The organism is [Actinomadura] parvosata subsp. kistnae (assembly GCF_900323885.1).
Classification (GTDB): Bacteria; Actinomycetota; Actinomycetes; order Streptosporangiales; family Streptosporangiaceae; genus Nonomuraea; species Nonomuraea composti.
The window spans coordinates 26174-46587 of record NZ_OOHJ01000024.1 but is presented as its reverse complement, the minus strand read 5'-3'; the positions used below and the strand labels follow the sequence as shown (position 1 = coordinate 46587).

The following is a 20414-nucleotide window of genomic DNA, read 5'->3' as shown; positions in this document are numbered from 1 at the left end:
GGCGGGTCTAAGCTCGAGGATTACCATTCTCCACTATGAGCTCCCACAGACCTCCTGTTAGGAGTATACCACCGAATGACTAATCGTCAAGATGGTCTCGCGCAAGCCCTTGACACCGAACAGCGCACCGTGTCGTGGCTCTACGAGCGGCTCGACGCGGCCCGGCAGAACGCCCAGCGCACGCTGCGCGAGGTGTACGCGAGCGGCTCGATCGCCGTCACCCAACAGGCGCGGGTCGAGCGCGAGGCACTGGCCTCGGAGCAGGCGCGCCGCCTGGCGCAGCTCAACGCGGTCGAGCGCGGCCTGTGCTTCGGCCGCATCGACGACGCCGCGGGCGCCGGCACGTACATCGGCAGGATCGGCCTGCGCGACGAGTCGCACGAGTCGGTCCTGATCGACTGGCGGGCGCCGGCGGCGCGGCCGTTCTACGTGGCCACCGCCACCGACCCGGGCGGGCTGGTGCGGCGCCGGCACCTGCACCTGAAGGACCGCGTGGTCGTCGGCATCGACGACGAGGTGTTCGACCTGGAGCGGATGAGCGAGGGCGACCGCCGCACGCTGGTGGGCGAGGCGGCGCTGCTGGCGGCGCTGCGCCGGGGCCGCACCGGCCGGATGGGCGACGTGGTGGCCACCATCCAGACCGAGCAGGACCGCGTGATCCGCGCCTCGCTGCAGGGCGCCCTGGTCGTGCAGGGCGGCCCGGGCACCGGCAAGACGGTCGCGGCGCTGCACCGCGCCGCCTACCTCCTCTACACCCACCGCGACACGCTGGAGCGGCGCGGCGTGCTGGTGGTCGGCCCCAACCCGATGTTCCTGCGCTACATCGGCCAGGTGCTGCCCGCGCTGGGGGAGACGCAGGTGGTGATGACCACGGTGGGCGAGATGTTCCCCGGCGTGCGGGCCTCGGCGGCCGACGAGCCGCGGACCGCCGTCGTCAAGGGCGACCCGCGGATGGCGGAGGTGGTGGCCGCGGCGCTGGAGCTGCGCCGGCCCGTCCCCGAGGACGACCTGGTGGTGGAGCTCGACGGGCTGCGGCTGCGGGTGCCGCGCCAGACGTGCGCGCGCCTGCGCGAGCGGGCGCGCGCGGTGCGGCTGCCGCACAACATGGCACGCAAGCTGTACGTCACCGAGCTGCTCAAGGAGCTGGCCAAGGCCGAGGCGCGGGCCCTGGAGGAGTCGCTGCACATCGAGGACCTGGTCATCGAGGGCGAGCCGGAGCTGAGCGAGCCACTCGACCTGGAGGGCGACCTCGACGAGCTGGACCTGGAGCTGGCCTCGCAGCGGCTGTGGGGCGAGCCCGCGGTGCGGCGGGCGGTCGACGGGCTGTGGCCGGAGCTGACGCCGCAAGAGTTCGTGGCCGACCTGCTGGCCTCGCCGGAGCTGCTGCGCCGGGCGGCGCCGCCCGGCCTGGACTGGCAGGCGCTGCTGCGCCCCCGCCAGGCGCCGTGGACGGTGGAGGACGTGCCGCTGCTGGACGAGGCGGCCGAGCTGCTGGGCGAGGACGACTCGGCCCGGCGGGTGGCGGCCCGTCTCGAAGGCGAGGAGGTCGCCGAGCAGGAGCTGTACGCGCGCGAGGTGCTGACCGTGACAGGCGTGGCCGAGTCGGGCCTGTTCGAGCGGGCCGACGTGCTGGCCGGGCGGCACGCCGACGACGGCCTGGAGCTGACCACCGCCGACCGGGCGGCGGCCGACCGCGGCTGGGCCTACGGGCACGTGATCGTGGACGAGGCGCAGGAGCTGTCGCCGATGGCCTGGCGGATGATCATGCGGCGGGTGCCGGCCAAGTCGCTGACCGTGGTGGGCGACGTGGCGCAGACCGGCTCGGCGGCCGGGGCCCGCTCGTGGGCGGAGGTGCTGGACCCGTACCTGGAGGGCCGCTGGCGGGAAGAGCGGCTGCTGGTCAACTACCGCACGCCGGTGGAGATCATGCGGGTGGCCGCCGACGTGCTGCGCGCGTTCGCGCCCGACCAGGAGCCGCCGGAGTCGGTCCGCGAGGGCGAGGCGGAGCCGCGCGCCGTGCGCATGCCGGTCTCCGGGCTGCCGGAGCTGGTGGCCGGCGAGCTGGCCGAGATCGGCGCCGGGGCGGAGCAGGGCCGCCTGGCCGTCCTGACGCCCGACGCGCGGCACGCTGAGGTGGCCCGGCTCTTCCCGGCGGGGGACCTGGACGCGCCGGTGGTGGTGCTGACGGTGGGGCAGGCCAAGGGGCTGGAGTTCGACGCGGTCGTGGTGGTGGATCCGGCGGGCATCATCGGGCAGTCGCCGATGGGCGGGCAGGATCTGTACGTGGCGGTGACCCGGGCCACGCGGCGGCTGACGGTGGTGTACGAGGGCGAGCTGCCGCGTGTGCTGTCACGCCTGGCGTAGAAATCTACTTTGTAAAGGCGCCGGGTCGGGGCTAGTCGCACAAACCACTGAGAGCAAACCCCGCAGCGGCCGGAACCGGCGCGGCGCCTCACGCGTTGTCAGGGGCGAGCTCGCCTGGGACGGCCGGCCCGTCCGGGCCGGCCGTCTCTGGGCCGGTCTTGTCCGGGTCTGTCTTGTCTGGATCTGTCTTGTCCGGGTCTGTCTGGTCCGAGGCGAGCTTGTCGGCGACGTCGCGGATGGTGCGGGTGACGTGGTCGAGGGTGCGCAGGGTCTCGGTGTCGAGGTGCTCCATGATGCGCCGGTACTGCTGGATGCCGGCGTTGTTGATCTCCTCGATGACGCTCGCGCCCGCGGGGGTGAGCTCGACGCGGCGCACGCGGCGGTCGTGCGGGTCCTCGTGCCGGCTGACCAGCCCCTGGGCGACGAGCCGGTCGACGATGCCGGTGACGGTGCCGAGGCCGACGCCGAGGTTGTGGGCCAGGTCCTGGCCGGAGGCGGAGCCGTTCATGGACAGGATCATGATGACCTTGAGCTGCCTCATGGTGAGGTTGGAGCTGAACAGGGGGGATCGGTGCTGGGCGAACAGCCGTGCCAGGCCTCGCTGTGTCTCGGTGATCCGGCGGATCAGGTCTTCGCGTTCGTTGCTCACGCTCACCTCTCGCTTCCTGAGAAGGTTATCAGGAACGCTTGAGTGATCTAAATATTCGTACAAGGCAAAGTGTTAGTCTGGGGCGAACTCTTGGGAGGGGACCCTATGACCGCATTTGCTCGGTTGAGCCTGGTCAACCGGAGCCTGGTGATTTTGGTGGCGGTCGTGATCACCGCGTTCGGCGCGTTCACGATCCCGCAGTTGAAACAGCAGTTGCTGCCGTCGTTGTCGTTCCCGGGCGCGTTCGTGGTCGCGTCGTATCCGGGCGCGTCGCCCGAGATCGTCGAGGACCAGGTGACCGCCCCGATCGAGGACTCCTTCCAGGGGCTCACCGGGATGGAGCAGATGACCTCGACCTCGAAGGAGGGCCTGGCGCAGATCCAGGTCGCCTTCGAGTACGGCACCGACATCGAGTCGTCGCTGAACAAGATGCAGCAGGCCATCAGCAGGGTGACGCTGCCCGACGGCGTGGACCCGCAGGTCGTGGCGGGCAACACCGACGACATCCCGGTGCTGGTGCTGGCCGTGGGCGACGGCGGCGACGAGCGGGCGATGGCCGACAAGCTGCGCCGCATCGTGGTGCCGGAGTTGCAGGGCGTCGAAGGCGTACGGGAGGCCACGATCACCGGCACCCGCGACGAGGTCGTCACGATCGAGCCGGACACCAAGAAGATGGCGCAGAAGGGCGTCTCGGCGGCGCAGATCCCCGACGTGCTCAAGGCGAACGGGACGCCGATCCCGGCCGGCACGCTCACCGCCGACGACAAGTCGTTGTCGGTGCAGGTCGGCTCGCGGGTCGACTCGGTGGAGAAGCTGAAGAACCTCTATCTGACGCCCGCCCAGCCCTCGGCCGCCCAGCAGCAGGCCCAAGCTCAAGCCCAGGCGCAGGCTCAGGCCGCTCAGGCGCAGGCGCAGGGGCGTGGGCAGGTGCCGCAGCAGGCGGTCGCGCCGCCGAAGCCGCCCAAGCCGGTCAAGCTGGGGGACGTGGCCACGATCACGCGCGGGCTGGCGAACGCCACGACGATCACCCGTACCGACGGCAAGTCCAGTCTGGGCGTGTCGGTGACGATGGTGCCCGACGGCAACGCGGTCGCGATCTCGCACGCCGTCACCGAGAAGCTGCCGGAGCTGACCAAGGCGCTCGGCGACGGCTCCGACACGGCCGTGTCGGTCGTGTTCGACCAGGCCCCGTACGTGGAGCAGTCGATCGAGAGCCTGACCACCGAGGGCCTGCTGGGCCTGGCGTTCGCGGTGCTGGTCATCCTGGTGTTCCTGCTGTCGGTGCGCTCGACGCTGGTCACCGCGGTGTCGATCCCGCTGTCGGTCGTGATCGCGCTGATCGTGTTGTGGGCGGGCGACTACTCGCTGAACATGCTGACGCTGGGCGCGCTGACGATCGCCGTCGGCCGGGTCGTGGACGACTCGATCGTGGTGCTGGAGAACATCAAACGGCATCTCGCCTACGGTGAGGCGAAGCTGCAGGCGATCCTGGCCGCGGTGCGCGAGGTGTCCGGCGCGGTGACGGCCTCGACGCTGACGACGGTGGCGGTGTTCGCGCCGATCGCGATGGTCGGCGGCATGGTGGGCGAGCTGTTCAGCCCGTTCGCGATCACGGTGACGGTGGCGCTGCTGGCCTCGCTGCTGGTGTCGCTGACCGTGGTGCCGGTGCTGGCGTTCTGGTTCCTCAAGGCGCCCGACCTGACGCCGGAGGAGGCGCGCAAGCAGCGCGAGGAGGCCGAGGCCAAGGAGCTGCGCTCGCCGCTGCAGCGGGCCTACCTGCCGGTGCTGCGCTTCGCCACCCGCTTCAAGCTGGTGACGATCCTGATCGGCGTGGCGGTGTTCGTCGGCACGATGGGCCTGGCCGGCGGGCTGCAGACGAACTTCCTGGACTCCTCCGGCCAGAACACGCTGTCGATCTCGCAGCGCATGCCGGTGGGCACCGACCTGGCCACCACCGACAAGGCGGCCAAGAAGGTCGAGGACGTGCTGGCCGGGCAGGACGGCGTGGACACGTACCAGGTGAACGTGGGCGGCGGCAACGCCATGATGGGCGGCACCGGCGGCGGCGCGGACCGCGCCTCGTACTCGGTCACCCTGAAGGAGGACGCCGACACGGCGACGGTCGAGCAGGCGCTGCGCGACAAGATCGCGGGCCTGTCGGGCGTCGGCGAGGTCACCGTCGGCGGGTCCGGCGGCGGCGGGTTCGCCTCCGACACGATCGAGGTGATCGTGCAGGCGCCCGACACCGAGACGCTGCGCACCGCCACCGACGCCGTCAAGACCGCGATGGGCGAGGTGTCCGGGCTGCGCGACCTGACCTCCAACCTGGAGACCAGCGCGCCGCGCGTCGAGGTCGTCGTCGACCGGGAGGAGGCCGCCGAGCGCGGCCTGTCGGAGGCGCAGGTCGGGCAGGCGGTCGCGCAGGCCTTCCGCGGCGCCCCGCTGGGCCAGATCACCCTGGACGGCCGCGCCAGCGACCTGGTGCTGCGCGGCGCGGACGCGCCGGACGACATCAAGGCGATCGAGGACCTGAAGCTGGCCACGGCCGGCGGCACGGTCAAGCTGTCGACGGTGGCCGACGTGCGCGAGGTGGCCGGCCCGACGCAGGTGACCAGGATCGACGGCGAACGCTCGGCCACGGTCTCGGCCAAGGCGGCCGACTCCGGCAACCTCGGCGCCGTGACGCAGGACCTGACGGCGAAGCTCGACGGGCTGCAGTTGTCGGCGGGCGCCTCGTACAAGATCGGGGGTGTGTCGGCGGACCAGGCCGACGCCTTCTCCGACCTCGGCGTGGCGATGCTGGCCGCGATCGCGATCGTGTTCCTCATCATGGTGGCGACGTTCCGCAGCTTCATCCAGCCGGTGATCCTGCTGGTGTCGATCCCGTTCGCGGCCACGGGCGCGATCGGCCTGCTGGTCGCCACGGACACTGCGCTCGGCGTGCCGGCGCTGATCGGCATGCTGATGCTGATCGGCATCGTCGTGACGAACGCGATCGTGCTGATCGACCTCATCAACCAGTACCGCGATCAGGGCATGGGCGTCGTCGAGGCGGTCATCGAGGGCGGCCGGCGCCGCCTGCGCCCGATCCTGATGACCGCGGTCGCCACGATCTGCGCGCTGACGCCGATGGCGCTGGGCGTGACCGGCTCGGGCGGCTTCATCTCGCAGCCGCTGGCCATCGTGGTGATCGGCGGCCTGATCTCCTCGACCCTGCTCACCCTGATTCTGGTCCCCACCCTTGTGGTTGTTACAACTCGGAAGCGTGATCGAGGACCGCGCCACGCTAATCCCAGCCATCGCGTACGTGAGAGTGTCGATGATGCTGGAGGAAAAGATCTCGCCAGCAATCCAGTGTGATGCCATCGAAGCGTTAGCCGCCCGGCGGGGTTACTTCATCCCGCCGGGCGCTTGGCCGGATGGCGGCCGGGTAGAAGATCTTGACATGTCCGGGAGGAACTTCCAGCGGACGAACATGGCGGCCATCTCTCAGGTGGAGAAGGGTGCTGCCAAGGCGATCCTGATGCGGAAGTACTCCCGGTTTGGCCGTAACCGCATGGGCAATCAGCTCAACCTCGTTCGGCTGGAGACTGCGGGCGGTGAGCTGGTGTCTGCCACGGAAGAGGTGGACGCCACTACTGCGGTCGGCAAGTTCACACGGGGCATGCTGATGGAGCTGGCCGCCTTCGAGAGCGACCGGGCGGGCGAGCAGTGGGCGGAGGCGTTTCATAACCGTCTGGCGCGGGGGTTGCCTCCCTTCGGAGGCGAGTACTTCGGGTACGTGCGGCGAGGGCGGCAGCCGCACCCGCTCGATCCCAAGCGGACGTTGCGCGACCCTTCCGATGGCGAGGAACGCTACGAGCCCGATGTGCAGTTCGGAGCAGCCCAGGTGTTCGCTGGCTGCTACGAGTCGTACGTGGCCGATCAGAACTTCGCCGCGCTGGCCACGCGGCTGAACCGTCACGGGTTCACCACCGAGGGCGGTCGGCCGTGGAGTGCCGAGATCGTCCGCCAGGTCATGGACCGCGGTTTCGCTGCGGGCCTGCTGCAGATTCACGATCCCGAGTGCAGGTGCGTCAAGGCGTCCCGCTGTCAGCGGAGAGTGTTTCGTCCGGGCGCGCACGCCCCTCTTATCGGCGACGAGTTGTGGAAGCGGTTCGTCGCGCTGAGGGACGCCAAGGTCACACGGCCGTCGCACTCGGTGCACCAGTTCACCGGGTTCATCGGCTGCTGGCACTGCGGCGGCGGGATGCACCTGCACCGGCATCAGAAGGGCTTCATCTGCGGCTCAAGGGCCCGGGGCGATGAGGTGGTGTGCGAGTCGCGGTTCGCGCCGCTGAAGGCCGTGGAGGACGCGCTGCTGCAACTGCTCGCGGAGTGGGCGCCCGAGATCGAGGCGGCGGCCGAGTCGTTCGCAGTTGCACCGGAACCTTCGCGGCCGGAATCGAACCTGGAGTGGCTCCAAAAGGAACTGGCGCGCGTTAACGGGGACTTGGACCGGCAGACGATGCAGTTCGCGAAGGGTCTGCTGCCTGAGGACTCCTACGTACGTGTGCGTGACGAGTTGCTGGCCGAACGGGATCGGCTGTCGGAGGCGTTGAAGCCGGAACAGGTGGTTGAGCCGAGGATGGACCCGCGGAGGCCGTTCCGGTGATGCGAGGGCTTATCGAGGAGTGGCCGACGCTCGCCGTGCTGGATCGTCGCCAAGCTGGAGATCGAGAAGCCGCCGTACGCGCCGGCGTGGCTGTGGGTGCATCCGTTGTTCGAGGCGAAGCCGAAATGGGTTCCGTTGCAGAGCCGCCTGCGGCTCGATGAGGTGAAGGACGGCATTTTGGGAGCGATGCGAGCTAGATCGCTGATGTGATATTTGGGTTAGTGATCGTAGGCGATCACGGATGGTTTCACGGGAGCGTCGATGGTCCAGTTGTGCCAGATGACGGCGTTGAGGGCGAGGATACGCTGGCTGATGCGTGCCCAGAGGCCGTCGGTGTGGCGGGCGTTGTGGCGTTCGAGGCCGAGTTGGTTCTTCAGCGTCCAGATGATCGCTTCGATGCGCTGGCGGAGCCAGCCGGGGAAGGGCAGGGCGGGTCCGGGCTCGTCTTCGCGGGCTGGCCGGATCAGCTGGTGGCCCAGGTCGGCGGCGGCTTTCTCGATGCCGGCGCCGGCGAATCCCTTGTCGCACACGATCGGGCACGGCCCGGGTGCGATCGGGGTGACGTGCAGCAGGTGCAGGGCCTGCTTGCGTTCGTCGAGGTCCTTGGGGCAGGCCAGGCTGAAGGCGGTCACCGCGCCGTCGGCGGTGGTGATGAGCATCAGCTTGGCGCCCCAGTAGAAGGCGTGGTGGGACTTGTCCATGCCGTATCCGGCGATCTCGCCCAGGCTGGAGCGGTTGACCGTCACCCGTGAGGCGCCGCATCGGACCGGGGTGCCGTCCATCAGGCGCAGCGGTTCGTGCCAGGTGGGGATCTGGCGGGCGATCCACAAGGCCGCCGCCGACATCTGCGGGCCCAGATCGCGCAGCTGCCGGTTGTAGACGGCCTGGGAGGGCAGCCGCGGGAACAGATGACCGATCCGGGCCGCCGCGATCCGCAGCCAGTAGCGCTCCTGATCGCAGCGCAGCAGCACCTGAGCCACCGCCACGACCACCGCCTCGGCGGGGGTCAGCACCGGGGGCCGGCCCCGTCCGCGAGGCCGTGCCCGCGAAGGCATCACGTGATCGTCCAGATACACATAGAGTGCGATCAGAAGGGCGTCCAAGTCTGTCTTCACACACCGACCATGGACGCCCTTCGTCATGCCCGCAGCCGATCACCGAATTTCACATCAGCGATCTAGGGGAGAGGCGTCGGTGGCGGCCTCGGAGTTGCTGCGTGTCGTGCCGACGTCTCATCCGACTCTCGGTCGCGCCTTGGGCAGTTGCTCGCTGAGGGCATGGTGGCGCGGGAAGACAGAACTCGCAGCACTCGCTACCGTCTCGTGAAGCGTCCCGGCATTGTCTTGGGCGCTCGCGCTGAAGGGGAACGCGTGCAGGATGCCATCCTGCGCATGCTGGCCGAGAGGGTGGGGGAGCCGATCGGCGCTCGCGAGATGAGAATCGCTGTGGGGTCCTCTGCCGGTACCGTTGGCCGGGCGCTGGCGGCCTTGCAGGCGGATGGTCTCATCGTGCGCGAGGGTAAGGGAAAGGGAACCCGTTACCAACTCGCGCGGCAGTAGCGCTAGCGGATCCGCTGACCCATAGCTAGGTGCGTCTGTAGTGGTAGCTGAGCGCGTGAGGGTGCATGTCGCATCCTTGTTGGTCTGCGCGTCGGTTCAAGCGCTCTGCGTTCCTTCTGCGACGTGTTTCCGCTTCACCCTCGGAATCTCTCTCAGAGTCATTGCGCTCCCGCATCGAGTCTGCGAATCTGATCACCCACACCACCCATCACACCCGCTGACCACCGGAAACGCCAACCGCGGAGCGGCTATGATCACCAGGCTCTACACCCGTATGACCCCACCTCCCGGCTCGGAATCCAGATCGGGCATCTGACGATCCACCTGCCCGGCGAGACCGAATGCCTGGGCAACATCACCGAGACCGGCGACCTGTGCTGGCTCATCTTCACCGGCGACCACGCCGACGTCGACTTCTTCTCCAACGCCAGCCTCAACGCCTACAACGAGGACGACCTCTGGTCAGGCACCGACATCCCGGCCGAGGGGCAGCCCCTGGAGGACTTCGCCGAAGGTGAGCACCAGCGGCTGACCGAAAACGGCTGGATCCTGCTGCCGCACGACTTCGGCGCGAGCGAGACCGCGTCCCGCATCATCGCCCGCTCCTACGAACTCGCATGACGTTAACCGCTAGCGAAACCGCAAGCTGAAAGGATCCGCCATGACCATCCGATACCAGGCGATCGCCGTCGACGAGCCCGGAACGTTCGACCTCGGCCTGGACGGCGCCCCCGTTCCCCCTCACCACCTGGTGGCCGTCGCCGAAGTTGAGGAGCACGTTGAGGACGGCGCGACCATGCTGATCGCGCTGCCCCGCGTGATCGCCATCCTCGACACCGGCATACCCCTCGACGAGAACACCCCCCGACCTGGCCGGGCTGCTCGACGCCCACGGCTGGAGACTGACGGGGGACGACGACGGCTACCCCGACGAGGACCTGCACGAGGTCACTCCCGCTGACCCCGACGCGACACCGGCGGCCGTCGAGTACCGCGAAGGCCGTCCGCTCCCGTGCTACCTCGCCGGCCGCGCGAGGCTTGACGAGAACGGCTCGCTGCACGACGCACTCCTCGTCGCCACGTTCACCGCCGCCCAGGCCGAAGGCGCCGCCCACGGTCTCGCCGCCACCGGCGTCGAACTCCTGCTGATCAGTGCCGTTCGTGCTGCCGTGGACGACAGGCTCACCGCCGAGGGGTGCGACTTCGACAACGCCGACACCGCAAGCAGCGACTCATCGCGACCGCGTGCGACGCGATCGGGAAGGCACTTGACATCATCCGCCAGCGGGCGACGTGCCGCACCTGCGATGCCTGCGCCGTCACCCGTACCTCGGACGGCCTCTCCACCTGCGCGAACACCGGCCATTAGCCGCTAGCGAGAGCGCCAGCTAAAGGAGTTTCAGCATGGACATGCGTGTCTGCCCAAGGGCTGGGGTGGAGCGCCGGCGACGACTCCCTCATCTGCCCTGACGGGGTCGAAATCGGTACTGCCATGCCTGCCTCGCTGCGCGGGCGTAGCACTTGCCCTCCTCGGAGCTGAGAGTTGGAATGAAGCTCACAGCAGGAGCGACTCACAGCTGAGTTCTTGGAACAAATCTTTGGAGTCCATGCCATGAGTCAAAATCAAGTACTGTTAACCGGCGTATTTTCCCTTGTTGGCGCTTTCGGTGGCATTCTACTTTCAACTCTCACTGCTCTCTATATGGTCTCCGTCACATCGAAGATTCAGGACAGAAGAGAGTTGCGGACCGTCAGGCGCGCGTCTTATGCTCGCTTCCTCGAAGCCGTAGCGGCCCTAGAATCGACATCGGTCTATCTGGGGGATGTTATAAGGCGAGAGGCGAGCGGTGAGCTAGGGAAAGCTTGGGACTTAGCTGGAGCTGCGAACGAACGCCTTAAGCTAGCAGAAACCGAAGTAGAACTAGTCGCCGACGCCGTAGTGCGGGAGGCCGCTATTGCTTTAGCTGATGCTTCGCGACAAAGATATGAATCTCTCGGTCGCGGCGAAGCGCTTGCGGTGGAGCCACTAGTTACAAAAAGAGAACGTGCCTTAATTGCAATGCGAGGCGAATTGGGTATCGCGATTCGCTCCTAGTACTCCTGCGGCGGCAACGGTATATGACTGCGTTCCTAGCGGTCGAGATCGTCGCGGCTATGCCTCGTCGGCGTATTGTTTGCAAGCGCTGATGGCTGCATCGCGTTTACTAGTAAAACCGCTAGCGAAACCTCAAGCCCCGTTCCTGAAGTTAGAATTTACGGGTCTCATCCGTACACTCGACCACCTTGCCGCCGCCTAGTGTCATGCGCCTGAAATTCGTCGGAGATATTTAGCGAGGGATTCGAGGATCTCCTCGGCGGTCTTCTTCCACACGAACGGCCGTGGGTCGTCGTTCCAGTGAGCGATCCAGTCCCGGATGTCCTGCTCCAGGGACTGGACGCTCTTGTGCACGCCGCGCCGGATCAGCTGGTCGGTCAGGAAGCCGAACCAGCGCTCGACCTGGTTGATCCACGAGGAGCCGGTCGGAGTGAAGTGCATGTGGAAGCGGGGGTGACGGGCCACCCACGCCTTGATCGCCGGCGTCTTGTGCGTGCCGTAGTTGTCGCAGATCAGATGCACGTCCAGCTCGGCGGGCACGGTCTTGTCGATCGTGGCCAGGAACTTCTTGAACTCGGCGGCGCGGTGCTGGCGGTGCATCTCCCCGATGACGGTCCCGTCGGCGACGTTGAACGCGGCGAACAGGCTGGTGATCCCGTTGCGGACATAGTCGTGGGTACGCCGCTCGGGCATGCCCGGCATCATCGGCAGCACCGGCTGCGAGCGATCCAGGGCCTGGATCTGGGACTTCTCGTCTACGCACAGCACCACCGCGCGTTCGGGCGGGTTGTGGTACAGGTCGATCACGTCGACGACCTTCTCCACGAACAGCGGATCCGTCGATAGCTTGAACGTGTCGGCCAGGTGTGGCTTGAGCCCGAAGTCGCGCCAGATCCGTCCGATGGTCGACTTGCTCAGCCCGCTGCGCTCGGCCATCGATGCCCGCGACCAATGGGTAGCGTTCTTGGGCGCCTCTTCCAAGGTCGCCACCACGACCTGTTCGACCTGGTCCAGCGTGATCGACGGCGGCCTGCCCGGCCGTTCCTCGTCCATCAGCCCGTCCAGCCGTAAGCGCAGGAACCGATGACGCCACTTCGACACCGTGTCCGGATGCACCCGCAGCTGCTCGGCGATCTGCTGGTTGTCCATGCCATCCGCACACGCCAGCACGATCTTCGAGCGCATCGCCAGCACCTGCGAGGATTTCGCCCGCCGGGCCCACCGCTGCAGCACCGCCCGTTCTTGGTCGGTGACCGTCAATTCCGCCTTGGGCCGTCCCGTGCGGGCCTCATCGCCCAGCGCATCCAGCCCGCCCTGCGCGAAAGCGGCACGCCACTTACGCACCGTGCCGACGGCGATACCCAGCTCGCGTGCCACCTGCGCGTTACTGGTCCCCGGCTCCGCACAGGCCAGCACGATCTTCGCTCGAATCGAGGCTCGCGCCGACTCTGCCGACATGCCAATCAGCCGAGCACGCTCAGCCTCGGTCAGCTGGATCTCCACTGCTGGCGGTCCGGAATGCGCCATGCCGAGCATCATATGGACTTAACCGGCGAATTTCAGGCGCATGACACTAGCTGTGGCTGAATTGTCTTGGAGCGAACCCTCCTTGCGGGTTCGCGCCCTTTCTCGAAAAAGGCCTCATCTATTGACCCGAGGTGTATGCAAAAACGACGGCTGTGAGCAGTCGGTACGTTGCTCCGGACTCTGTTCTCGCTGCTATTCCCGGTGGCTGCGCACCGGCGAGCTGGGTCCGCCGCGCCGGATATACCAGCCTGCCAAGGGGCGAACGTGCATTAATGAAGGCTGCGACGAACCTGTCCGATGTAAAGGTATGTGTTCGCGCCATTATGACCGATTGATCCGGACGGACGTATGCCCGTCGTGTGGCGGCCTCAAGAATCGCGGATACGGGGTGTGCGAGGCGTGCTATCGCCGAAGTCATGCTGTCCAGCACGAGGAGTCTCAGCGAACTTGCACCGGATGTAACGAAACTCTTCCGATTGAGCAGTTCGCCTGGCGAACCCATCAAAGCGGCTGGAAACGCAACTCTCGATGCCGGGCCTGCCGGAATCGCGAAGCGCGCGAGCGAACAGCGGCAATGCCGAAGGAAGAACGTCAGCGCCGCAGGGCCGCGCAGCGCGTCCGTCTGAAGAAGCGCCTGGCTAACGATCCCGAATGGGCGCTTCGGAGAAAGATCCGCCAGTCCTGCAAGACGCTTGGCCTTTCGTTCGCCGAGGTGATGGCCGCGTGGGAGGAGCGGGGCCATCAATGCGAGATCTGTTACCGGACGCCTGCCCCAGGCGAGATCCGCCTGCATATCGATCATGATCACCAGACCGGCGCGTTTCGCGACTTTCTCTGCAGCGGCTGCAACACCGGCTTAGGCCAACTGCGCGAGGACATCGCCATCCTCCGCAGCGCCATCAGATACCTCACCCGTTCATCACACCAGGAGGAATCAGGATGACCACCCAACCTCATCGGCTCATCGCGAAGGCGATCGGGCCGGTCTGCGAGAAGAAGATCAAGGAGGCGACCAGCGCATGAGCATTTCCGTTCCTCTCCTGGGCCGTTTCGCCTACTACCTGCGCGGCAAGGGGGAGAAGCTGCTTGCCGAGATCGTCCGCGTCGGCATCCCTCAGGCGGCTCGGCGAGGGGCGGGCCTGGTCGACGTGGTGCTCGCTGAAACCAGCTACGACCGCAGGTACCGCCGCGGCGACCTCATCCGGTGCTTCAGCGACGCTCCCGAGATCGGCGAAGGCCCGGACAAGCCGCCTGTCAAGCGGCTGCATCTGCCGGAAGAGGCGCTGTACGGGTGCTTCCGTGGGGGCCGCCTGTGGAGCTGGTACGACAGCGACGTGTGGGTGCCCGAGGACCTGGGCGATGCTCTGGCCCACGTCGGCTCCCCGATCGGCGCCAGGCTGTTCCGCACCCTGAGCATGGCCCAGGAGTACCTGGAGCGGGCGGCGGATTCCGAACCGTACGACACCGTGGCCAAGGTGGCCGCCAAGACCTGGCGGTACACCCCTACGTCGGACGAGAGGCTGCACCGGGGCCACTACACCATGGCCCGGATCCTGTCGCCGGAGGCTCCTCGTGAAAGGTGAGCTGGAGCAGTCGTGGACATGGGAGCCGCTGGTTCTGCCACGCGAGGAGAACTGGGCGTGCGGCTGCTCGCCGGGCTGCACGCAGACGTCAGCCGTTGCTCTGGCTTCGCGCCATCCGGACTGGCGCTACGGCCTGTGCGAGGCCAGCGCCCGCCTCAGCGGATGCCCGGACACCCTCCTGGACGAGGTGTCACCGTGATCAACCGCAGGCCGAAGATCATCGGCTACCGTCTCGCGTCCGTCCGCCCGTTCGGCCTGACCGGCGACGCCCTGGAGGTCACCCCGCATCCCGGAGTCTTCGCGAGCCGCCCTTCGGCCCTCGCCCACGTGATGGGCGACAACACTCGCGTGATCGAGCTGCGCCGTGGCGGCCGCTCCAGCGCTGACCCTGCCGGACAGCCCCGCCCCGGCTGGTGGCACGTCGTCTGCGCCGCCGGCCATGTGGAGCTGCCCTGCGCCACGTGGCAAAGCGCCGACCGGGCGCTGGAACGCATCGAACGCCACCGCGAGTGCTCCTACCAGCACCGCATCATCACCCGTCACCCCGACGTGATCGCCCTCTTCCAGTAACCCGCAAGGGTAGGCCCGCCCCTCGCGGGCCTACCCTTGATCCGCTAGCGAAATCGCTAGCTGGAAGGCACACCATGCTCCGTCCTACGATCGAACGGCCCAAGACCGGCCGTGCCGCCAACATGAGCGACGAGGAATGGGCCACCTGGCGGCAGCAGCAGCTCGCCGGCAACTCCTGGGCCGCGGCCTCCTGCCAGGTGACCGCCGCGACGATCCGCGACAACCCGGACGTCCTGGACGAGTTCCGGCTGTTCGCCGCCCAGTTCCCGCACTACAACCGGTACACCCTCGCCAACAGCATGCGGCTGTGGGCACAGGACCCGGGCGCGACCCGAGTCCAGGGCGAGAAGTGGTGGAACGGCGAAGGCCGCCAACTGCGTGAGGGCGCTGTCCCGCTGTGGGTCGAATCCCTCTACCAGGGCACCCGCCGCGAGGAGCGGGAGAACCCTGACACCGGCGAGACGCAGGAGGTGAGCCGCCGCAGCCGCGCCATGGTCGGCACCGCCGTCTACGACGTGACCCAGACCGTCCCCAAGGACGGCGTCACGTGCACCCTGTGCCGCGCCGAAGGACCACAGGCTGCCCGCCCACCTGCCCCGTCTATCTGCCCGAGGCCGGCCGCATCCCCTCCCGCAGCGGCGTGCTCATCGAGGCGGCCACCCAGCTCAAGAACGTCGGCGGCATCGACATCGAGGAGGTGTTGGCCGAGCTCGGCCCAGACCCCTACTGCGACGGCGATCACGTCCAGGGCGCCAACAGTTTCGTCATCAGCGTCCCCCGCCCTGGCGACAAGGGCACCAAGGCGTTGCGGGTGCACGTCTCCCACGACGACAAGGGCCGCACCCGGTACGCCGTCATCCGCGTCGGCGTGTTCTGGATCGGCCCCGACTCCCTGGAGTACGACCGCACCGCGCATGGGAGTGGCCGCCGTAGTGACGCACTGCGCGTCCAGTACGGCGACGCCCGCGAAGGCGAGGACTACCACTACAGCAACGGCAGCCGGGCCCGGCCCGGAGCGCCCACGGTCAACAACATCACCCTCGCCGGTGACGGCACCTACCGGGCCGGCGACATCACCGAGGACGGCAAGCACGGCCCGTGGGTCGGCCGCCCCGGACGCTACTCCTCCACCCGGGTGCCGGAGAAGAGCGAGCAGGCCACCCGCCGCATCATCTACAAGCTCACCCAGCACTGGCGCAAGCAGCCCGGCCTGGAGGAGCTGCGCGCCGCGCACGACCGCCACCACGCTCCCCACCGCAAGGCCGACCACGACCGCCGCGCGGAAAGGCTGCGCGCGCAGGTGGAGCAGCTCGCCGCGGAGCTGGCCGAACAGGAGGAAGCCGCAGCCGCGCAGGCAGCCCTCCTCAAGCAGAAGCAGAGCGAGCCGGGCGAGGGAGAGGCGTGAGCGCCAGCGAGGACGTCCCGGAGACGTGGGGCGTCGTCATCAACGAGACGGGCCTGAACTTCGCCACACCCGGCGCGGCCGAGTTCTGGAACGTCCGTCGCCGCGGGGTCGAGACCTCCGGCCAGCTCGTCGTCCTGGAGGCCGGCGCGATGGGCGACACGGTACGGATCGGCCCCTGCACCCGGCCCGACGCCGAGTTCATGCGCGACCACCTGATCGGTAAAGGAGCAGCGAAGGCGCACGTCCAGGTGCGCCGCATCCCCCAGGGCACGCGCACATGAACGCCGTCATCCCCAAGCAGCTCACTGACCAACCACTCTGGCGGCGCCTCGTCGTCCCCAAGATCACCCTGTGCCACCTCGACGGGACCCCGATCCTCGGCGAAGTCGACTTCAGCATCATCGGTGACTTCCTCCTCGCCCAACAGTGCCAGCTCTGCGGCAAGCGGATCAACAGCCCGCGCGGCAGCGCTGTCGTCATGGCGCGGCCCGCCGACTTCGCCCGCGGACTGATCAACGAACCGGCGCAACATCCGTGGTGCGCCGACTACAGCATCCAGGTGTGCCCGATGCTGTCGGGCCGCCTCGACCAGTACCGGACGAACCCGCGCTCCCAGCGGGAGTGGTGCGGCGACCTCCGCTGCCACTGCGCCGACTGGGGGCCCCTGGAGATGTGGCTGCGAGCAGGCCAGCCCGCCGATCCCTGGTACTCCGTCACGTTCCCGATGGCCGACTACCGCGTGGACATCATCACCCTCTCCGGCGGGGCCGTCATGACCGGCGTGTCGCTGACCTACCCGCGTAACCCGCGTATCCGGCTCGTCACTCCTGGAGAGCCCGGAGCTGACGACCTGGCGCTCATCGCCCGCTTCGGGCTTCCCGACCCTGCGCAAACCCCCTGACCAGCGGTGTGCGGCGGCCATGCCGGGCCGCCGCACACCCCATGCACCAAAGGGAACTCCATGCCACGTCTTCTCCCGTCCATGCCGCCGCAGATCGCGGCACTACCGCAAGATCGCGGCTTCCCCGTCCCGTGGGTCGCCGACTGGTCCGGCAACACCGAAACCATCGCCCTCGACCCGCAGGACGGCCGCATCCTGGCCTGCGACTGCGTGCCCGGCCGGGGCCGCGCCATGCTCGGCGTCAACTGCGCCGTCCGGCAACGCCAGGGCATGCGCGAACGCCTGTGCGGCACCTGCGGAACCCCGATCACCGGCCACCTGACCATGATCGGCACACCCGACATGCCGTACTCCCTCGAACCCGCCCTGCACATCGATTGCGCGCTGTTCTCCCTGCTGGCCTGCCCCCGCCTGACCCGCGGCAGTGAGCGCGTCGGCGTGGTCGTCATGGACGGCTACACCCTGCTCGAAGACCGCATCCTCGGCGTGAACCACGACCGCAGCCTCATCAGAACGATCCTGCCGCCCGCTCTCGGCTTCGTCTCCGGCGGCGTCCTGGACTTCCTCGTCGCTGTCATCCCCGGCACCGCGCAGCGCTTCCACGCCACCGAATGGCTGGACGCCAACCGCCACGCTGCGACCACCCCATCGCCCGCCTCCACGGAAGGACACGCATGATCCCCGACGCCCACCTGACGCTCGACGAGCTCGCCAGGCGCTCCGGCCGGCCTCCTGAGGCCCTCATCGAGGAGGCGCTTCCCGACCTGCCGATAAAGACGCATGGGCTGCTGCGCCGCGCGGGCGTGCACACCCTCGCCGATCTCCTCAAGCTGGGGGAGACGGGGCGGGCCGACCTCCGCGGCTTCGGGCCGCGTTCCCTGGCCCTGGTCAAGGCCGCACTCCTGCGCAGCGGCCCTGCAGTGGTGTTCCCGGAGGACGCCATCGGGGTGTTGCGCGGCCTGCTCGACAAGCAGGAGCTGTTCACCCGCCCCGGCTCCGACCGGTACACGCTCGACGTCCGCCACCACCGGCCCGGCGACGTGCAGGTCGGGCCGACGACCCGCGTCACCGCTCACGACACACCCGAGGGCACGAGGTTCGAGGTCACGCCCCCGCCGTTGCCCGGCCGTGAATCTGGGAAGCCGTTCACCACCCTGTACGCGCACGAAGCCGTCGCCCAGATCCGCGCCCAGACGCTGTACCCGTACGAGTGCCTGATGGACTGCGGCAACCCGGCCGGAGTCCCGTGCAGCCCGTCCTGCCAGTCCTGGCCCGTCGACCGATACACCCCGCTGCCCCACCCGAAGACCGAGAACGCCCTCGGCGCTGCGCCCGTCGACGAGCCGCCCTTCCCCGACGACGACTCCGCTGCGCGTGCGCCTCAGACGCCTGCCTCGGACGGCCCCGCATGAGCCATCACCACGCGGTCAACGAGCCCCGTGGCGCGGTCGCCCGCCAGCTCCACTACCGGACGCTGGCCGACAAGCAGACCGGTGCGTGGGCCATCTACATCACCCACCCCGGCAACCAGCTCGGCCGCGCGCATGAGCCACTGGAGCTCGCCGACACGCATCTGCCGACCGTGCTCTTCCAAGTCGGCCGCCACCCCCACCGCTTCCGAGGCGCGTGCCTCGGCTGCGACTGGGAAAGCGACCGCGACGACACCAACGTCCTGCAAGCGGTCGAAGCCGCCCACGACCACACACACACCGGATGGCGGACGATGCCCGCCGTCCACCCGCAACCCCCGGCGGGCCGCGCCAGCACATGGGCCAAGCAGGTGACCGCCGCCTACCCAGACGGCTGGTTCGCCCGTGGCGGGCCCGTCTTGACCATCCGTCCCGGGCCGGCGGACCGCAGGCCGCTACCCGGCCGCGCGCCAGGCGGCCGCGGCTACGACCTGCCCGCCCGGCCTCCACACGAGCACCCGCCCCGGCCGCCGCCCCAGCACCGCCGCCCGCCCCCCTCGCACTCATCGGAAGGATGGAACGGCATGCCCGAGTCCTCGTCGCCTGACGCTCCTCGACCGGCCCCAAGGCCGCGCCGCAGCCGGGCAAGAATCAACCACGGCCAGCTGATGCGTGACCTCGACGCCATCGCAGCCGCCCACCCCGGCCGCACCGTCGCTCCCGTGCCCGCCAGGCACCGCGCCGCGCTCGGCCACGTCGAACGCTGGCAGAGATCTGGCAGTAGTCGCTAGCGCGGTCGCTAGCGTTCATCTCACCATCGACACCGGAAGGGATCTCCTCGTGGTCAACACCAAGCCCATGTCTAAGACCGAACTCGTCGCCGCCATCGGCGACCGCATCGACGACCGCAGTGCCGCAGCCGACGCCGTCGGCGCGCTCATCGACATGGTCACCGAGACGATCGCCGCCGGCCGCGAGGTACGCATCACCGGCTTCCTCTCCCTCAAACCGGACCTTCAGCCGGAGCGCACCCGCCGCAACCCGAGCACGGGCAAGCCGTTCACGCAGCCGGCCGGGTGGGTCGTCAAGGTCAAGCCGGGCTCCGACCTGAAGACGGCCGCCGCCTCGCGCAAGCCGTAACACCAACCTCGCGAGGGGAGCGGGCTGGCCGCCCGCACCCCTCGCTCACCCCTCGGAGACTCTTCATGCGACGTTCCGACATCGACGCCCGCCTGGCCGACCTGTACGCCCAGGTCGCACAGCCCTCCTGCAAGGGGTTGTGCGCCGACTCGTGCGGCCCGATCGACATGCACCCCCGCGAGCGGCAACGCATCCGCGAGCACGGCGTCACCATCCCGCACCATGACGACGCACTCGACCAGCTCGAAGCGACCGGCGACTATGCCTGCCCGGCGCTACAGGCCGACCACTGTACCGTCTACGAGGTCAGGCCGATGGTCTGTTTCTTGCCTGACGCCTGGATCTACACCTCCGAAGGCCCCAAGCAGATCAAGGACATTTATGCCGGGGACCGCGTATACGGCTTGGACGGCCAGCTACACCGCGTTCTAGCAACAGCCAGCCGTTACTACGAAGGGCCGATCGTCAATGGGGGGTATCACTCTAGGTGTGGAAATGATCACCAAACGTAGACGAAAGTCTGCAACGATCATTCACCATCTCGGGGGAGAACACGAT

Annotated in this window: 20 protein-coding genes; 17 read left to right on the top strand and 3 right to left on the bottom strand. The window is 68.3% G+C overall.

What is annotated here, in order from left to right:
• Positions 1–75 precede the first annotated feature (75 nt).
• Positions 76–2364: a HelD family protein gene (locus KIS93_RS54120; RefSeq protein WP_080038985.1), complete on the top strand. Its 2289-nt coding sequence runs from the start codon at positions 76–78 to the stop codon at positions 2362–2364.
• 88 nt (positions 2365–2452) lie between these two features.
• Here the strand turns inward: KIS93_RS54120 and KIS93_RS54115 are convergent, their stop codons facing one another.
• Complete coding sequence (locus tag KIS93_RS54115) at positions 2453–3013, bottom strand: MarR family winged helix-turn-helix transcriptional regulator (RefSeq protein ID WP_080046765.1); 561 nt, start codon at positions 3011–3013, stop codon at positions 2453–2455.
• Between the two features lie 105 nt (positions 3014–3118).
• On the opposite strand from KIS93_RS54115, the gene KIS93_RS54110 reads away from it, so the two are divergent.
• A complete protein-coding gene (locus KIS93_RS54110) occupies positions 3119–6373 on the top strand; it encodes an efflux RND transporter permease subunit (protein ID WP_080038984.1) in 3255 nt (1084 codons plus the stop codon).
• On the top strand, positions 6333–7667 hold the full coding sequence (locus KIS93_RS54105; RefSeq protein WP_080038983.1) for a recombinase family protein: 1335 nt from the start codon (positions 6333–6335) through the stop codon (positions 7665–7667). Before KIS93_RS54110 ends, KIS93_RS54105 begins: the two co-directional genes overlap by 41 nt.
• Before the next feature lie 218 nt (positions 7668–7885).
• On the opposite strand, the gene KIS93_RS54100 is transcribed toward KIS93_RS54105, so the two are convergent.
• Entirely contained in the window at positions 7886–8782 is an 897-nt protein-coding gene (locus KIS93_RS54100) for a transposase (RefSeq protein WP_080038982.1), read from the bottom strand.
• Between the two features lie 255 nt (positions 8783–9037).
• Here KIS93_RS54100 and KIS93_RS54095 point away from each other — a divergent pair, with 255 nt between their 5' ends.
• From KIS93_RS54095 to KIS93_RS54085, 3 genes are all read left to right on the top strand, one after another.
• The gene (locus KIS93_RS54095; protein ID WP_080038981.1) at positions 9038–9226 is read left to right on the top strand and encodes a hypothetical protein; all 189 of its coding nucleotides are present in this window, start codon (positions 9038–9040) and stop codon (positions 9224–9226) included.
• Between the two features lie 661 nt (positions 9227–9887).
• Positions 9888–10187: a hypothetical protein gene (locus tag KIS93_RS54090; RefSeq protein ID WP_155127376.1), complete on the top strand. Its 300-nt coding sequence runs from the start codon at positions 9888–9890 to the stop codon at positions 10185–10187.
• A 624-nt stretch (positions 10188–10811) separates the two neighbouring features.
• Positions 10812–11321, top strand: a complete 510-nt coding sequence (locus KIS93_RS54085) for a hypothetical protein (protein ID WP_155127373.1) — start codon at positions 10812–10814, stop codon at positions 11319–11321.
• Positions 11322–11525: 204 nt separating this feature from the next.
• On the opposite strand, the gene KIS93_RS54080 is transcribed toward KIS93_RS54085, so the two are convergent.
• Positions 11526–12848 carry an IS630 family transposase gene (locus KIS93_RS54080; protein WP_222108011.1) on the bottom strand — a complete coding sequence of 441 codons (1323 nt, stop codon included), beginning with the start codon at positions 12846–12848 and terminating at the stop codon, positions 11526–11528.
• A gap of 574 nt (positions 12849–13422) precedes the next feature.
• On the opposite strand from KIS93_RS54080, the gene KIS93_RS54075 reads away from it, so the two are divergent.
• The 11 genes from KIS93_RS54075 (at position 13423) to KIS93_RS54025 (ending at position 20368) form a co-directional block, all read left to right on the top strand.
• Positions 13423–13791, top strand: a complete 369-nt coding sequence (locus KIS93_RS54075) for an endonuclease VII domain-containing protein (RefSeq protein ID WP_186404998.1) — start codon at positions 13423–13425, stop codon at positions 13789–13791.
• Positions 13792–13867: 76 nt separating this feature from the next.
• Entirely contained in the window at positions 13868–14431 is a 564-nt protein-coding gene (locus KIS93_RS54070) for a hypothetical protein (RefSeq protein WP_080038979.1), read from the top strand.
• Between the two features lie 195 nt (positions 14432–14626).
• A complete protein-coding gene (locus tag KIS93_RS54065) occupies positions 14627–15001 on the top strand; it encodes a hypothetical protein (protein ID WP_080038978.1) in 375 nt (124 codons plus the stop codon).
• 547 nt (positions 15002–15548) lie between these two features.
• Complete coding sequence (locus KIS93_RS54060; protein ID WP_155127370.1) at positions 15549–16406, top strand: hypothetical protein; 858 nt, start codon at positions 15549–15551, stop codon at positions 16404–16406.
• The gene (locus KIS93_RS54055; protein ID WP_080038976.1) at positions 16403–16687 is read left to right on the top strand and encodes a hypothetical protein; all 285 of its coding nucleotides are present in this window, start codon (positions 16403–16405) and stop codon (positions 16685–16687) included. Before KIS93_RS54060 ends, KIS93_RS54055 begins: the two co-directional genes overlap by 4 nt.
• Entirely contained in the window at positions 16684–17307 is a 624-nt protein-coding gene (locus tag KIS93_RS54050; RefSeq protein WP_080038975.1) for a hypothetical protein, read from the top strand. The genes KIS93_RS54055 and KIS93_RS54050 overlap by 4 nt, the downstream gene beginning before the upstream one ends.
• A gap of 60 nt (positions 17308–17367) precedes the next feature.
• Positions 17368–17985 (top strand): hypothetical protein, encoded by a 618-nt coding sequence (locus KIS93_RS54045; protein ID WP_155127367.1) that lies wholly within the window; start codon positions 17368–17370, stop codon positions 17983–17985.
• The gene (locus tag KIS93_RS54040) at positions 17982–18719 is read left to right on the top strand and encodes a DNA-directed RNA polymerase subunit alpha C-terminal domain-containing protein (RefSeq protein ID WP_080038973.1); all 738 of its coding nucleotides are present in this window, start codon (positions 17982–17984) and stop codon (positions 18717–18719) included. The genes KIS93_RS54045 and KIS93_RS54040 overlap by 4 nt, the downstream gene beginning before the upstream one ends.
• Entirely contained in the window at positions 18716–19507 is a 792-nt protein-coding gene (locus tag KIS93_RS54035) for a DUF6349 family protein (RefSeq protein WP_186404997.1), read from the top strand. Before KIS93_RS54040 ends, KIS93_RS54035 begins: the two co-directional genes overlap by 4 nt.
• Positions 19508–19574: 67 nt before the next feature.
• A complete protein-coding gene (locus KIS93_RS54030) occupies positions 19575–19856 on the top strand; it encodes an HU family DNA-binding protein (protein WP_155127364.1) in 282 nt (93 codons plus the stop codon).
• Between the two features lie 65 nt (positions 19857–19921).
• A complete protein-coding gene (locus tag KIS93_RS54025) occupies positions 19922–20368 on the top strand; it encodes a YkgJ family cysteine cluster protein (RefSeq protein WP_080038970.1) in 447 nt (148 codons plus the stop codon).
• The last annotated feature ends 46 nt before the right edge of the window (positions 20369–20414 follow it).

What these genes read in the sequence shown, in the direction of transcription:
- KIS93_RS54045 (WP_155127367.1), top strand. Translation starts at nt 17,368, where the DNA reads ATGCCACGTCTTCTCCCGTCCATGCCGCCGCAGATCGCGGCACTACCG.
- KIS93_RS54070 (WP_080038979.1), top strand. Translation starts at nt 13,868, where the DNA reads ATGAGCATTTCCGTTCCTCTCCTGGGCCGTTTCGCCTACTACCTGCGC.
- KIS93_RS54080 (WP_222108011.1), bottom strand. Translation starts at nt 12,848, where the DNA reads ATGGCGCATTCCGGACCGCCAGCAGTGGAGATCCAGCTGACCGAGGCT.
- KIS93_RS54050 (WP_080038975.1), top strand. Translation starts at nt 16,684, where the DNA reads ATGAACGCCGTCATCCCCAAGCAGCTCACTGACCAACCACTCTGGCGG.
- KIS93_RS54105 (WP_080038983.1), top strand. Translation starts at nt 6,333, where the DNA reads ATGATGCTGGAGGAAAAGATCTCGCCAGCAATCCAGTGTGATGCCATC.
- KIS93_RS54075 (WP_186404998.1), top strand. Translation starts at nt 13,423, where the DNA reads ATGCCGAAGGAAGAACGTCAGCGCCGCAGGGCCGCGCAGCGCGTCCGT.
- KIS93_RS54040 (WP_080038973.1), top strand. Translation starts at nt 17,982, where the DNA reads ATGATCCCCGACGCCCACCTGACGCTCGACGAGCTCGCCAGGCGCTCC.
- KIS93_RS54120 (WP_080038985.1), top strand. Translation starts at nt 76, where the DNA reads ATGACTAATCGTCAAGATGGTCTCGCGCAAGCCCTTGACACCGAACAG.
- KIS93_RS54035 (WP_186404997.1), top strand. Translation starts at nt 18,716, where the DNA reads ATGAGCCATCACCACGCGGTCAACGAGCCCCGTGGCGCGGTCGCCCGC.
- KIS93_RS54090 (WP_155127376.1), top strand. Translation starts at nt 9,888, where the DNA reads ATGACCATCCGATACCAGGCGATCGCCGTCGACGAGCCCGGAACGTTC.
- KIS93_RS54025 (WP_080038970.1), top strand. Translation starts at nt 19,922, where the DNA reads ATGCGACGTTCCGACATCGACGCCCGCCTGGCCGACCTGTACGCCCAG.
- KIS93_RS54030 (WP_155127364.1), top strand. Translation starts at nt 19,575, where the DNA reads ATGTCTAAGACCGAACTCGTCGCCGCCATCGGCGACCGCATCGACGAC.
- KIS93_RS54110 (WP_080038984.1), top strand. Translation starts at nt 3,119, where the DNA reads ATGACCGCATTTGCTCGGTTGAGCCTGGTCAACCGGAGCCTGGTGATT.